The following is a 12,914-nucleotide window of genomic DNA, read 5'->3' as shown; positions in this document are numbered from 1 at the left end:
TAAGGAGAGGAGAAATTTCTATGAATCTGATTCTGTTGGGCGCTCCCGGCGCAGGCAAAGGTACGCAGGCTGAGATCATCTGCGCAAAACTGAACATCCCCGCCATCAGCACGGGCAACATCCTCCGCGCCGCCGTCAAGGACGGCACCGAGATGGGCCTGAAGGCCAAGAGCTTTATGGATGCCGGCGCACTGGTCCCCGATGAGGTCATCATCGGCATCCTGAAGGAGCGTCTGTCCGAGGCTGACTGCGCCAACGGCTTCATTCTGGACGGTGTGCCCCGCACCATCGCGCAGGCAGAGGCCATCGAGAAGATGGGCATCCGCATCGACAAGGTGCTGGAGCTGTCCGTTGCCGACAATGTCATCGTTGAGCGGATGGGCGGCCGCCGCGTCTGCGAGAAGTGCGGCGCAAGCTACCACATCGTCAACAAGAAGAGCAAGGTCGAGGGCGTGTGCGACTGCTGCGGCGGCAAGCTCGTCATCCGCAAGGACGACCAGCCCGCCACCGTGCTGGATCGACTGAAGGCATACCACGAGCAGACCGAGCCGCTGGTGGACTTCTACCGTCAGCGCGGCAAGCTGGCTGTCATCCCCTTCAGTGACTCCATCGAGGCGACCACGGCAGAGATCATGAAGGCTTTGGAGGCATAAAAAGTGATTCAGATCAAGAATGCGAAAGAGCTGGACGGTATGCGCAAGGCAAATGCTCTGAGCGCAGCTGCCCTGAAATACGGTGGTGAGCATATCGAGGCAGGCATGACCACTTGGGAGCTGGATAAGCTGATCTATGACTTCATCGTGAAGCATGGCGGCATCCCCAACTTCAAGGGTCTGTACGGCTTCCCCGGAACGGCCTGCATCAGTTTGAACGATACCATCATCCATGGTATCCCTTCGCATGACATCGTCATCCGTCCGGGTGACATCGTGAGCATCGACACCGGCGCAAAGGTGGACGGCTTCAACGGCGACAACGCCTGCACCTATGGGGTGGGCAAGATCGACCTCGAGGCCCAGCGTCTGTTGGACGTCACCAAGGCTGCTCTGTACAAGGGCATCGAACAGGCCGTGGCCGGCAACCGCATCGGTGACATCGGCTATGCCGTCCAGAGCTACTGCGAGGACGCAGGCTTCTCCGTGGTCCGCGAGTTCGTGGGCCACGGCACCGGCCGGGAGCTGCACGAGGACCCCGAGGTGCCGAACTACGGCCATCAGGGCCGCGGCCCCCGCCTCGTGCCCGGCATGACCATCGCCATCGAGCCGATGATCTGCCAGTACGACTACAAGATCAAGCAGCTGAGCGACGGCTGGACGGTCAAGACCAAGGACGGCGGTCTGGCGGCTCACTTCGAGCATTCCATCGCCATCCTGAAGGACCACACCGATATCATGACCAAGAGCTGGGATGATCCCGATTTTGACCCGAGCACCTTCAGCTTCAAGTAAGCACTGAGGCCGAGACCTCCCTGAAAGGGGAGGTCTTTTTTGGTTTTGCAGGACGCCATTTATGCAATTCTGACAACTTTTGGTGAAAAAGATTCATCTTCACGGTGGAAATGGCAATGCAGGGGGCGGAAAAAGACTGTTTTGAAAAAGCAAGAAATTTTTATCGGAAATACGGAAAAAACCACTTGCAAAATGGATGCAAAAGGTGTATAATCTATAAATGGCCGTGGCAGCCAGATGCTTTCTCGGTGGACAGGGATTTTCTGCCCACTTTGCGGATTTCGTGCCGCAGGAGAAGAAGTATGTGGCTTTCATCGCCGCCTGTCCGTCCCAACACGACAAACTGAGCAGATCCAAATGAGGAGGCAATTAGCTTGTCTAAAGAAGACGTCATCGAGATCGAAGGCATCGTGCGTGAAGCCATGCCCAACGCCATCTTCAAGGTGGAAATGTTGAGCGAGGACAAGAACACCGGGAAGCTTGCTCCCAGTGGTCACATCCTCTTAGCGCACATCTCCGGCAAGCTGCGGACCAATTTCATCCGTATCCTGCCCGGGGACAAGGTAACCGTGGAAATGTCGCCCTACGACCTGTCGAAGGGCCGCATCACCTGGCGCTCCAAATAAGCGTCAGGGTATCAACCAAAAGGAGGTTCAACATCATGAAGGTCAAGCCTTCCGTGAAACCCATCTGCGAAAAGTGCAAGGTCATCCGCCGCAAAGGCCGCGTGATGGTCATCTGCCAGAACCCCAAGCATAAGCAGCGCCAGGGCTAATTCGGGCGCCTGGGGGTCAAGTGCGTAGAGTCCCGGCGCAGACCCCGACACTGACATGGGATGATTTTGGAGGAAAACTACTATGGCACGTATTGCCGGCGTTGACCTGCCCCGCGAGAAGCGCGTTCAGGTGGGTCTCACCTACGTTTACGGTATCGGTCAGACCACTGCCAACAAGATTCTGGCAGCTACTGGTATCAACCCCGATACCCGCGTCAAGGACCTGACTCTGGAAGAAGAGGCTAAGATCCGTGACTACATCGATCAGGCTAACATCATCGTCGAGGGCGACCTGCGTCGTAACGTCGCTCTGGACATCAAGCGCCTGGTTGAGATCCAGTCCTTCCGTGGCACTCGCCATCGTAAGAATCTGCCCTGCCGTGGCCAGCGCACCAAGACCAATGCACGTACCTGCAAGGGCCCGAAGCGCACGGTCGCTAACAAGAAGAAGTAAGGAGGTTCTGAGAAATGGCAAGTGCAAATAACGCCAAGAAGGGCGCAAACGTCCGCATGAAGCGGAAAGAGCGTAAGAACATTGCAGCCGGTCAGGCTCACATCCAGTCTACGTTCAACAATACTGTCGTCACCATCACCGACCTGCAGGGCAATGCAGTGTCTTGGTGCTCCTCTGGCTCCCTGAACTTCCGCGGCAGCCGCAAGAGCACTCCGTTTGCAGCTCAGTCTGCAGCCGAGACTGCTGCCAAGGTCGCTATCGAGCATGGCATGAAGACCGTTGAGGTCTACGTCAAGGGCCCCGGCGCTGGCCGTGAGTCCGCTATCCGTGCGCTTCAGGCCACCGGTCTGGAAGTCACCCTCATCAAGGACGTGACTCCCATCCCCCACAACGGCTGCCGTCCCCCGAAGCGCCGTCGTGTCTGATCGAAGGAGGAAACTGAATTATGGCAAAGAATACGCAGCCTATCGCAAAGCGTTGCAAGGCCCTGGGCATTTCTCCTGCGGTCATGGGCTATGCAAAGAAGAATACTACCCGCAACTCCAATGGCAACATGCGCAAGAAGCAGTCTGAGTACGCTACTCAGCTGAAGGAGAAGCAGAAGGTCAAGTTCATCTACGGCGTGCTGGAGAAGCAGTTCCACAACGCCTACCTGAAGGCTGAGGCTATGCCCGGCAAGACCGGTGAGAACCTGCTCCAGCTCATGGAGCGCCGTCTGGACAACGTCGTGTTCCGTCTGGGCTTTGCTCAGACCCGCCGCGACGCTCGTCAGCTGGTCTCTCACGCTCACTTCACCGTCAACGGCAAGAAGGTCAACATCCCCTCTTACCTGATCAAGGCCGGTGATGTCATCGAGGTCCGTGAGTCCAGCCGCAGCTCTGCTAAGTTCGCTAAGCTGACTGGCCCTGAGGCTCCCGTCGTGGCTCTGCCCTCTTGGCTGGACCGTGAGGCCGGCACCCTGAAGGGCGTCGTCAACAAGCTCCCCGAGCGCAGCGACATCGACTACGAAGTTGCAGAGCACCTCATCGTCGAGCTGTACTCCAAGTAATCCATTAAGAAGGCCTGGCCTTTCATGTGGATGGCCGGTTTTCGCATTCTTTTCTTTGAAAGAATTTAATAATGGGCCGATGGCAACATCGGTTTGACAAGGAGGGCATAGATATGATGGAGATTGAACGTCCCAAAATCGAAACGGCAAGCCTGTCTCCCGACGGCCGCTACGGCAAGTTCGTGGCAGAGCCGCTGGAGCGTGGTTTTGGCATCACACTGGGCAACAGCCTGCGTCGTGTGCTTCTTTCCTCTCTGCCCGGTGTCGCCGTGACCAGCGTCAAGATCGACGGCGTGGTTCACGAGTTCTCCACCATTGAGGGCGTCAAGGAAGACGTTACCGAGATTGTCCTGAACCTGAAGGGTATCGCTGCAAAGCTGTACACCGACGGTCCGAAGACAGTGCGTGTTGAAGCAGTCGGCCCCTGTGAGGTCACTGCGGACAACATCAAACAGGGCGATGATATTGAGATCCTGAACCCTGAGTGGCACATCGCAACCCTCGGCGAGGGCGGCAAGCTCGTCATGGAGCTGACCTTCGATAAGGGTCGCGGCTATGTGCCCGCTGAGCGCAACAAACAGGCCATCATCGAGAAGAATGACATCAACACTCTTCCCGTTGATAGCATTTACACCCCCGTGCTCAAGGTGAATTATAATGTCGAGAGCACCCGTGTGGGCCAGGCGATCGATTATGACAAGCTGACCATCGAGGTTTGGACCGATGGCACGATCAATGCGCAGGAGGCCGTTTCTCTGGCAGCCCGCGTGCTGACCGAGCACCTGAACCTGTTCGTCAACCTGTCCGACGAGGCCGCTGGCGCTGAGATCATGGTGGAGAAGACCAACGACGACAAGGAGAAGGCTCTGGAGATGACCATCGAAGAGCTGGATTTGAGCGTCCGTTCCTTCAACTGCCTCAAGCGCGCCGGTATCAACACGGTGGAGGATCTGGTCAGCAAGAGCGAGGACGAAATGATGAAGGTTCGCAACCTCGGCCGCAAGAGCCTCGAGGAAGTCATGGCAAAGCTGGACTCCCTCGGCTTCAAGCTGAACACAGACGATGAGTAAATAATTAAGTTAAGGAGTGAAACGGGATGCCCGGTACCAGAAAGCTCGGTAGAACCAGCGACAGCCGCAACGCTATGATGCGCGCTATGGTTACCTACCTGTTAGAGAATGGCAAGATTGAGACCACTGTCACTCGCGCTAAGGACGTTCGTTCCATGGCCGAGAAGATGATCACCCTGGGTAAGGCCAGCGACCTGCACACCAAGCGTCAGGTCTACGCCTACATCACCAAGGAAGATGTTGCAAAGAAGCTGTTTGACGAGATCAGCCCCAAGTACGCTGACCGCAACGGCGGCTACACCCGCATCATCAAGATCGGCGCTCGCCGCGGCGACGCTGCTGAGATGGCAGTTCTGGAGCTTGTCTAAGCTTCTCTGACTGAATAAGATCAGTATCAAAAAGCCCTTTCCCGGACGGGAGAGGGCTTTTTTCTGTTTTCGCCGCTTGGCATCGTCCCCCTTGCGTGATATACTGATACTGTTATGGTATGCAGATTTCCACAGGCAGGAGGGGATATGTTGAAAATCAAAGGATGGCTGCGGGCTGCGGCGCTGACGCTGGCGCTCTGCCTGCTGCTGACCGGGTGCAGCTTCCCCATGCAGGAGACGATACAGGTGGAGGAGCTGCTGCGCGCGCCCCGCCTTGCGGGCGATTACGGTGCGCTGCAAGCGGCCCTGAACGACTGGCTGGGGGAAAGCGCCCAGCTGAAATACCCGATGCAGGGCGACCTGCTTTCCCCCTTTGTCCTACAGGATTTTGACGGTGACGGCCAGCAGGATGCGGCGGTGTTCTATACCACGGCCCTCACCTCCAATGTATGCGTCGCCTTTCTGCGCAAGAACAGCGAGGGCAGCTGGCAGGTGAGCCAGACGGTAGAGGGTCTCGCCGACACGGTGGACAATGTCCGGCTGGCGCAGCTTCAGGCGGGCGGCACGGCCCAGCTGGTGGTGGGTTATACGGCTTCGCAGGAGGATCGTTATCTGGCGGTCTATTCCTACGAGAACGGCGAGGTGTCGGCCATCCTCGAGCAGGCCTATGAGCAGTACCTTGTGGAGGACATCACCGGCGGCGGCAACGAAGACCTGATCCTGATGTCCACGCAGGAGGGCAGCGGCGTCCAGATCGAGCTGCTGACCGTGGACAAGGACGGACGTTTCCAGCAGGTGGCCGTGATGGCGCTGTCGGGGGATAAATTCTCGGGCTGCGCCTCGGTGGCGGCAGGACTCGGTGCGGACGGCAGGCACTATCTGGTGCTGGATGGCTGGACGGGCATCTCAGGCAACAATCTGGCCTCGGTGCTGCTGCGGTTCGATGAGGAGAGCCAGCAGATGGTGCCTGCATCTCAGATCAGCAGCGAGGAGCTGTACAACGCCTCCCTGCGCAACGTACCCAACCTCGTGAGCCGGGATCTGGACGGCGACGGCACGGTGGAGATCCCCACCCAGCCCGACGAGGCAGGCCTGCTGAACATGAGCCAGAGCCGACGGATGGACTTCATCGTCTGGATGGATTACACTGCCGCTGCGCCGGAGAAGAGCTTCGGCCTTCTGGACGAGGAGACGGGCTGCTATATCGCCCTGCCCATCGAGTGGGAGGGCAACCTGATGCTGACCGACAGCGCGGAGGTGGAAGGTGCCGTGGAGCTGCGGACAGTGGACGAGAATAAGCTGGTGCTGACCATCCGGATGGCCTCTTCCAGCGAGAGCGCGGTGGGCTGGGTCCGCCTCGGCGTGGTGGCGTCCCGCCAGATGCAGGCAAAGCTCGGCCCGGATGTGACCATCGAGGACCCGGATTACCGGCTCTCCCGGTCGCTGTATCGGCTGAATTAGCCCTCTCAGGCCGGGCAGATCTAAGCTGACGGAGTAAAAATGATTTTTCGTAAAATGCCGGGCCTTGCGCACAAGGCGAGCGGGCGAGAAACGGAGGAACGATAAATGGTCAAGGTTCTGGTAGTAGAGGATGAAGCCAGCATCCGGGAGATGATCGCGCTGAACCTGCGTCTGGCCGGGATGGAGGCTGTGGAGGCGGACAGCGCCGAAGCGGCTCTGCCGCTGTTGGAGCAGCGCCCGGGCTGTGATGCGGCCATTCTGGACGTGATGCTGCCGGGCATGAACGGCTTCTCGCTCTGCGAGACCATCCGCCGCACTGACCAGAAGATCGGCATCATCATCCTGAGCGCCAAGGGGCAGGAGCAGGACAAGATCCGCGGCCTGTCCATCGGCGCCGACGACTATATGACCAAGCCCTTCAGCGTCAGCGAGCTGCTGGCCCGGGTGGAGGCCCTCTGCCGCCGCGTAGGCCGTTCGGCCAGCACGGCGGCGGGGGAGCAGGCCCCGGTCTCGCTGGTAAGCGGCAGCTTTGTGCTGGACGAGAACCGCCGCGTCCTGCTCAAGGCGGGCAAGCCCATCGAGCTGACGCAGGTGGAGTTCCAGATCATGGAGCTGTTCTTCCGCAACCCCGGCGTTGCGCTGGTGCGGGAGCGCATCCTGAAAGGGGTCTGGGGCGAGAACTACTTCGGTGACGTCAAGATCGTGGACGTGAACATCCGCCGTCTGCGGATGAAGGTGGAGGATGAACCCAGCCACCCGGCCCATATCCTCACGGTGTGGGGATATGGGTATCGGTGGGAGGAGTAAGGACGGAAAGGGAGAAAAGGCCATGCGAAGCGGCATTACCCGGAGATGGCTGCAGGGCAGTCTGCTCATTACGGTGCTGCTGGTGCTGCTGGTGGAGGTCATGTTCCTCTACAGCACCACCCGCAGCTACTACAACGGCGTCCAGCAGACCATGTACCGCCGCTTTTCGTCCATCACCGGCCAGCTCAAGATGTACACCGGCGAGACGAGCCAGAAGACCGCCGCCAGCCGCAGCGTGGCGCTGCGCCGGATGGTGGAGCAGTTCTCCGACAAGGACAAATACGAGTTCATGCTGCTGGACAGCTACGGCGGCGTGATCGCCTCGTCCAGCGGCACCGACGCGGAGGGCATCGTGACCAGCACCGACTTTGAACAGGCGCAGGAGGCTATGGACGGGCAGGGCGTCGCCATCTACCGCACCCAGAGCGGCGAGATGGTCATGGCGGCCTGCTGCCTCGTGCCCTATGCCGCCGAGGATGTGGCCGCGATGCGCCTCGTCACCAGCCTGACGCTGGTGGGGCAGCAGCTCAAGCGGACGGCGGTGGTGGCCCTCATCATGGGCACGGCGGTGCTGGCCTTTACCATCATGTCGGGCCTCTATTTTGTGCGGAGCATCGTGGTGCCGCTGGGGCAGGTGGAGCGCACTGCCGCCAGCATCGCCCGGGGTGAGCTGGACGTTCGCCTGCCTGTCACCGGCGACGAGCGGGACGAGGTGGACCGTCTGCGGGGTACCATCAACCGGATGGCTGAGGGTCTCGAGGAGACAGAAAAGATGAAGAACGAGTTCATCAGCTCTGTCTCCCACGAGCTGCGCACCCCGCTCACCTCCATCCGAGGCTGGGTGGAGACCTTGCGCACGCTGGACGACCCCTCGGACGAGAACTACCGCAAGGGCCTCGAGATCATCAACAACGAGACGGCCCGCCTCTACAACATGGTGGAAGAGCTGCTGGATTTCAGCCGCTTGCAGAACGGACGCCTCAAGATGACCTGCCGCCCCCTCGACCTCGTGGCGGAGCTGACCGACGCGGTGCTCTTCTGCGAGGCCCGCATCCAGCGGGAGGGGCTTGTGTTGGTGTACAATGAGCCGGAGGAGATGATCCCGGTCTATGCCGACCCCGACCGACTGCGGCAGGTGTTCATCAACATCATGGACAACGCCATCAAATATTCTGCCCCCGGCGGACGGATCACCGTCAAGCTCTGGGCCGGGGAGTACAAGGCCTTCGTGGAGATACTCGATCAGGGCCGGGGCATCCCGCCGGAAGATCTGGAAAACGTCAAGACCAAGTTCTACAAGGGCAGCAACTCGGTGCGGGGCAGCGGCATCGGTCTGGCACTGGTGGACTCCATCATGACCGCCCTCGACGGCACGATGGACATCAAGAGCACGCTGGGCCGGGGCACTGTGGTGACGCTGGGCCTGCCGCTCTACAAAAAGTAAGATTTTGTCACATTTATGTGGTAAGATAGAGGCTAAAAAACGGACAGGAGAAATCCATTTTATGAATCACGAACCCAAGAAGGAATGCTTCAAGACCAGCGTAGGCGGTCAGGCCCTGATGGAGGGCATCATGATGCGCGGCCCGAAGCAGATCTGCTGCGCCGTGCGCAAGCCGGACGGCACCATTGAGACCAAGATCGAGGATACCCCCAAACACGGCATCTGGGCAAAGATCCCCATTGTGCGGGGCGCTATCTCGATGATCGAGAGCCTCATTACCGGCTACCGGTACATGATGTACTCCGCACAGGTGAGCATGGGCGACGAGTACGACGCCGAAGAGGAAGAGTCCGCCTTCGAAAAATGGGTGGGCGAGCATCTGGGCAAAAAGGCCGAAGACATCCTGATGGCCGGTGCGGCCCTTGTGGGCGGTCTGTTCGCCATCCTGCTCTTCACCGTTCTGCCCACGGTGCTGGTGGGCGGTCTCGGCAAGGTGGTCGTCCTGACCCGCTGGCCGAAGGTCATCCTCGAAGCGTTGCTCAAGGTCGCCATCTTTCTGACCTACATGGTGGCCATCTCCAAGATGAAGGAGATCCATCGCGTCTTCGAATACCACGGTGCCGAGCACAAGACCATCGCCTGCTACGAGGCCGGCGACGAGCTGACCGTGGAGAATGTCCGCAAGTATACCCGCTTCCACCCCCGCTGCGGAACCAGCTTCCTCATTCTGGTGGTCATCGTCAGCGTCTTTCTCTACAGTGTCCTGCCGTGGAGCAACACCAGCCTCCGTGTGGTCTTCAAGCTGCTGCTTCTGCCTGTGGTCATGGGCATCAGCTACGAGCTGCTGAAATGGTGCGGCCGCTCGGATAACCTCGCGACCCGCATCATCCGCCAGCCCGGTCTCTGGGTGCAGCGGCTGACCGTCTTTGAACCCGATGACAGCATGATCGAGGTGGCCATTGCAGCCGTGACGCCCGTTTTGCCCGAAAAGCCGGAGGACGGAACATGGTGAGCGAAGGGATGCTGCCCCGGGCCGCCGTCCGGGAAGTGGAAGAGCGTCTGACGGCGGCAGGCTGTCCCGACGCGGACTTCGACGCCCGGGAGCTGTTCCGGCTGGCCACAGGCCGGGACGCCCGGCTCACAGACCGCCCGCTGGACGCCGACGAAGCGGCCAGACTGGAGGCGCTGACCCTCCGCCGCGCAGCCCGGGAGCCTTTACAGTACCTCTGCGGCAGCTGGCCCTTCCTCGACTTTGAGCTGGCCGTGGGGCCGGGGGTGCTCTGCCCCCGCGCCGACACCGAGGTGGTTGCCGAAGCTGCTGCCGGGATGCTGGCAGGCGTGGAAACGCCGCGTGTGCTGGATCTTTGCGCCGGAACAGGCTGTCTCGGCCTCGGCGTCAAGCGGCTCTGCCCGGCGGCAGTCGTTACCTGCGTGGAAAAAAGCCCGGAGGCCTATGTCTACCTCGAAAAGAACACCCGTCTGGCCCTGAAGGGGCAGGGCGGCAGCACCGAAAATGTGCTGGATGCTTCGCCCTTTGAGGCATCGGCCTTTGACTGGGGCTTCCGGACTGCCCGCGCTGCGGAGCCGGTGGAAGGCGACCTCTTTACCTACTGGCAGACCCTGCCCGACGGGCAGCTCGACCTCATCGTCTCCAATCCGCCCTACCTGACGGCGCAGGAGATGCGGGAGCTGCAGCCCGAGGTGGCGAAAGAGCCGGCCATGGCGCTGGAGGCTGGGGACGACGGACTCGTATTTTACAGGGCCATCGCGGAACACTACCAGAAGGCCCTCCGCCCCGGCGGTGCGCTGGTGCTGGAGATCGGCTGGCAGCAGCGGGAGGCTGTGGAAGCCCTGCTGGAAGCAAACGGCTGGGTGGACATCACCTGCCGGAAGGATTTTGGCGGCAACGACCGCTGCGTAATGGCCCGCAGCGCAGAATAAGCGTGAGAAAATAAAAAATATCTACAACTATCTGTTGTCATATCTGAAATCTGTGATATACTATAGAGGAAAGAATCGGTACAGCACAGCCTGCACCCCGCAGGTAAAGCGATAAAGGAGCAGCACGCTATGGCAAAAAATCAGAACAACAATGTCGCCCCCGCCACCCAGAAGACGGAGCCGGGCGCAAAGAAGGACGCGCTGGCAACGGCGCTGGCCCAGATCGAAAAGCAGTTTGGTAAGGGCGCGATCATGAAGCTGGGCGACAACACCGCCATGCAGGTGGACGCCATCTCTACCGGCAGCCTCGGCCTCGACCTCGCGCTGGGCGTGGGCGGTGTGCCCCGCGGACGTATCATCGAGGTGTTCGGACCGGAGTCCAGCGGTAAGACCACACTGGCCCTCCACATCCTCGCCGAGGCCCAGAAGAAGGGCGGCGAGGTGGCCTTCATCGACGTCGAGCACGCCCTTGACCCGGCCTATGCCTCGGCGCTGGGCGTCAACATCGACGAGCTGCTGGTCAGCCAGCCCGACACCGGCGAGCAGGCGATGGAGATCTGCGAGGCGCTGGTGCGTTCCGGTGCCATCGACGCCATCGTTGTGGACTCTGTGGCCGCTATGGTGCCCCGCGCCGAGATCGAGGGCGAGATGGGCGACAGCCACGTCGGCCTGCAGGCACGTCTGATGAGTCAAGCCATGCGCAAGCTCACCAGCGTCATCGGCAAGACCAACACCGTCTGCGTCTTCATCAACCAGCTGCGTGAGAAGGTGGGCATCGTCTACGGCAACCCCGAAGTCACTACCGGCGGCCGCGCACTGAAGTATTATTCCTCTGTCCGCATCGACATCCGCCGCGTCGAGGGCCTGAAGGACTCTTCCGGCCAGTTTATCGGCAACCATACCCGCGCCAAGATCGTCAAGAACAAGGTGGCGCCTCCGTTCCGTGAGGCCGAGTTCGACATCATGTTCGGCGAGGGCATCTCCAAAATGAGCGAGCTGCTGGATGTGGGCGTCAAGCTGGGCATCGTCCAGAAGAGCGGCGCGTGGTTCAACTACGGCGATATCCGTCTGGGTCAGGGCCGCGACAACGCCAAGCAGTTCCTCAAGGACAACCCCGAGATCGCCAACGACATCGAGGGCCAGATCCGCGCCAACGCGGATAAGCTCTACGCCACCCGCCGTCCGGTGGGCAAGGCTGCCGCTGCGGCGGACAAGGAGGAGGGCGGCGAGACCGCTTCCGCCTCCAAGGAGCCGGTCGTCAAAGCACCGGCCCGCAGCAGCGAGAGCGAGCTGGACATCATGGTGGAAGACTAAATGGCTTTTTCGAGAAGGGGCCGTCCGCTGGCCGAGGAGGAAAAATCCACCGACGCCGCCAAGGCCCGCGCCCGTGCGATGGAGCTTCTGGCCGGGCAGGAGCTTTCGTCCGGCCAGCTCTATGAGCGGCTGGGGCGGCGCTTCACCCAGCCCACCGCCGCCGCTGTGGTGGCCGAGATGGTGGAGCGGCAGTATGTGGACGACGAGCGCTATGCCCTGACCCGCGCCCACGGCCTGCTGGCTGCCCGCAAGAGCCGCCGCGCCGCCGCACAGAACCTGCGGCAGAAGGGGCTGGACGCGCAGCAGATCTCTGCTGCGCTGGAAGAGGTCTATGCCCCGGATGAAGCGGGCGAAAACCCGGAGCTGGAAGCTGCCGCCGCCCTCGTGGAGGGGCGGTATCGCGGCAAGCTGGCCGCAGGGCGGAAAGACCTTGTTGTGGCTGCGCTGGCCCGGCGGGGGTTTGCGTATCCGGTCATCAAAGAGGCGATAAAGAGAGCAGAGGGGGACGATTAGTTCTCTTTTGCTGCCAAAAGAGAACTGAAAATCCTTCGCGCGCTGGTGGCGCGGGGTAAATCGCTGTTGCGGTAAGGCTAAGTTCTCTTTTGCGTGCCAAAAGAGAACCAGAAAAGCACCCGCTACTTTCGAGGCGCGGGAGGCACGAATCAAGGGCTACTCGCCCTTGATAATCCCGGAGGAGTTGTCGAAGTACAAAAATGCTAGCCGCTTCGCTAAACGCATTTTTTGTACTTCTCCGGTTTACGGCTCCGCCGATGGTGTTACGTTT

The 12,914-nt window shown here is 60.4% G+C and carries 17 protein-coding genes; all 17 read left to right on the top strand.

The features are described 5' to 3' along the window. Positions 1-20: 20 nt before the first annotated feature. Positions 21-653, top strand: coding sequence for an adenylate kinase (locus LKD23_RS09980; RefSeq protein WP_227621513.1), 633 nt, complete (start codon positions 21-23; stop codon positions 651-653). Between the two features lie 3 nt (positions 654-656). Continuing rightward, positions 657-1,448 (top strand): type I methionyl aminopeptidase, encoded by a 792-nt coding sequence (map, locus tag LKD23_RS09975; protein ID WP_227621512.1) that lies wholly within the window; start codon positions 657-659, stop codon positions 1,446-1,448. Between the two features lie 39 nt (positions 1,449-1,487). After that, on the top strand, positions 1,488-1,661 hold the full coding sequence (locus LKD23_RS09970; protein ID WP_227621511.1) for a hypothetical protein: 174 nt from the start codon (positions 1,488-1,490) through the stop codon (positions 1,659-1,661). Positions 1,662-1,822: 161 nt separating this feature from the next. Beyond that, positions 1,823-2,074, top strand: coding sequence for a translation initiation factor IF-1 (gene infA, locus LKD23_RS09965; protein WP_227621510.1), 252 nt, complete (start codon positions 1,823-1,825; stop codon positions 2,072-2,074). 35 nt (positions 2,075-2,109) lie between these two features. Next, complete coding sequence (gene rpmJ / locus LKD23_RS09960) at positions 2,110-2,223, top strand: 50S ribosomal protein L36 (protein ID WP_005921832.1); 114 nt, start codon at positions 2,110-2,112, stop codon at positions 2,221-2,223. An 82-nt stretch (positions 2,224-2,305) separates the two neighbouring features. Next, a complete protein-coding gene (gene rpsM / locus LKD23_RS09955) occupies positions 2,306-2,677 on the top strand; it encodes a 30S ribosomal protein S13 (protein ID WP_015564647.1) in 372 nt (123 codons plus the stop codon). Positions 2,678-2,691: 14 nt separating this feature from the next. Continuing rightward, positions 2,692-3,102, top strand: a complete 411-nt coding sequence (gene rpsK / locus LKD23_RS09950; protein ID WP_005934894.1) for a 30S ribosomal protein S11 — start codon at positions 2,692-2,694, stop codon at positions 3,100-3,102. Positions 3,103-3,122: 20 nt separating this feature from the next. Next, positions 3,123-3,725, top strand: coding sequence for a 30S ribosomal protein S4 (gene rpsD / locus LKD23_RS09945; RefSeq protein ID WP_015564648.1), 603 nt, complete (start codon positions 3,123-3,125; stop codon positions 3,723-3,725). Between the two features lie 113 nt (positions 3,726-3,838). After that, positions 3,839-4,795 (top strand): DNA-directed RNA polymerase subunit alpha, encoded by a 957-nt coding sequence (locus LKD23_RS09940; RefSeq protein WP_015564649.1) that lies wholly within the window; start codon positions 3,839-3,841, stop codon positions 4,793-4,795. Between the two features lie 26 nt (positions 4,796-4,821). After that, positions 4,822-5,163 carry a 50S ribosomal protein L17 gene (rplQ, locus tag LKD23_RS09935; protein ID WP_005934891.1) on the top strand — a complete coding sequence of 114 codons (342 nt, stop codon included), beginning with the start codon at positions 4,822-4,824 and terminating at the stop codon, positions 5,161-5,163. Between the two features lie 147 nt (positions 5,164-5,310). Further along, complete coding sequence (locus LKD23_RS09930) at positions 5,311-6,624, top strand: hypothetical protein (protein ID WP_227621509.1); 1,314 nt, start codon at positions 5,311-5,313, stop codon at positions 6,622-6,624. Positions 6,625-6,729: 105 nt separating this feature from the next. Then, positions 6,730-7,431 (top strand): response regulator transcription factor, encoded by a 702-nt coding sequence (locus LKD23_RS09925; protein WP_227621508.1) that lies wholly within the window; start codon positions 6,730-6,732, stop codon positions 7,429-7,431. Positions 7,432-7,453: 22 nt separating this feature from the next. Next, complete coding sequence (locus tag LKD23_RS09920) at positions 7,454-8,875, top strand: sensor histidine kinase (RefSeq protein ID WP_227621507.1); 1,422 nt, start codon at positions 7,454-7,456, stop codon at positions 8,873-8,875. Positions 8,876-8,936: 61 nt separating this feature from the next. Next, complete coding sequence (locus tag LKD23_RS09915; RefSeq protein WP_227621506.1) at positions 8,937-9,887, top strand: DUF1385 domain-containing protein; 951 nt, start codon at positions 8,937-8,939, stop codon at positions 9,885-9,887. Further along, positions 9,881-10,816 (top strand): peptide chain release factor N(5)-glutamine methyltransferase, encoded by a 936-nt coding sequence (gene prmC, locus LKD23_RS09910; RefSeq protein ID WP_227621505.1) that lies wholly within the window; start codon positions 9,881-9,883, stop codon positions 10,814-10,816. The genes LKD23_RS09915 and prmC overlap by 7 nt, the downstream gene beginning before the upstream one ends. 129 nt (positions 10,817-10,945) lie before the next feature. After that, entirely contained in the window at positions 10,946-12,130 is a 1,185-nt protein-coding gene (gene recA, locus LKD23_RS09905; protein WP_227621504.1) for a recombinase RecA, read from the top strand. After that, a complete protein-coding gene (locus LKD23_RS09900) occupies positions 12,131-12,643 on the top strand; it encodes a regulatory protein RecX (protein ID WP_227621503.1) in 513 nt (170 codons plus the stop codon). Positions 12,644-12,914: the final 271 nt, after the last annotated feature.

It is taken from the genome of Faecalibacterium butyricigenerans (assembly GCF_020687345.1).
Classification (GTDB): Bacteria; Bacillota; Clostridia; order Oscillospirales; family Ruminococcaceae; genus Faecalibacterium; species Faecalibacterium butyricigenerans.
The sequence above is the reverse complement of the archived record's forward strand: the minus strand, read 5'-3'. Positions and strand labels throughout refer to the sequence as shown.

Excerpts from the sequence above, each read along its gene's own strand:
- LKD23_RS09980 (WP_227621513.1), top strand. The coding sequence starts at position 21 with ATGAATCTGATTCTGTTGGGCGCTCCCGGCGCAGGCAAAGGTACGCAG.
- rpmJ (WP_005921832.1), top strand. The coding sequence starts at position 2,110 with ATGAAGGTCAAGCCTTCCGTGAAACCCATCTGCGAAAAGTGCAAGGTC.
- rpsM (WP_015564647.1), top strand. The coding sequence starts at position 2,306 with ATGGCACGTATTGCCGGCGTTGACCTGCCCCGCGAGAAGCGCGTTCAG.
- rpsK (WP_005934894.1), top strand. The coding sequence starts at position 2,692 with ATGGCAAGTGCAAATAACGCCAAGAAGGGCGCAAACGTCCGCATGAAG.
- rpsD (WP_015564648.1), top strand. The coding sequence starts at position 3,123 with ATGGCAAAGAATACGCAGCCTATCGCAAAGCGTTGCAAGGCCCTGGGC.
- LKD23_RS09940 (WP_015564649.1), top strand. The coding sequence starts at position 3,839 with ATGATGGAGATTGAACGTCCCAAAATCGAAACGGCAAGCCTGTCTCCC.
- rplQ (WP_005934891.1), top strand. The coding sequence starts at position 4,822 with ATGCCCGGTACCAGAAAGCTCGGTAGAACCAGCGACAGCCGCAACGCT.
- LKD23_RS09930 (WP_227621509.1), top strand. The coding sequence starts at position 5,311 with ATGTTGAAAATCAAAGGATGGCTGCGGGCTGCGGCGCTGACGCTGGCG.
- LKD23_RS09925 (WP_227621508.1), top strand. The coding sequence starts at position 6,730 with ATGGTCAAGGTTCTGGTAGTAGAGGATGAAGCCAGCATCCGGGAGATG.
- LKD23_RS09920 (WP_227621507.1), top strand. The coding sequence starts at position 7,454 with ATGCGAAGCGGCATTACCCGGAGATGGCTGCAGGGCAGTCTGCTCATT.
- LKD23_RS09915 (WP_227621506.1), top strand. The coding sequence starts at position 8,937 with ATGAATCACGAACCCAAGAAGGAATGCTTCAAGACCAGCGTAGGCGGT.
- prmC (WP_227621505.1), top strand. The coding sequence starts at position 9,881 with ATGGTGAGCGAAGGGATGCTGCCCCGGGCCGCCGTCCGGGAAGTGGAA.
- recA (WP_227621504.1), top strand. The coding sequence starts at position 10,946 with ATGGCAAAAAATCAGAACAACAATGTCGCCCCCGCCACCCAGAAGACG.
- LKD23_RS09900 (WP_227621503.1), top strand. The coding sequence starts at position 12,131 with ATGGCTTTTTCGAGAAGGGGCCGTCCGCTGGCCGAGGAGGAAAAATCC.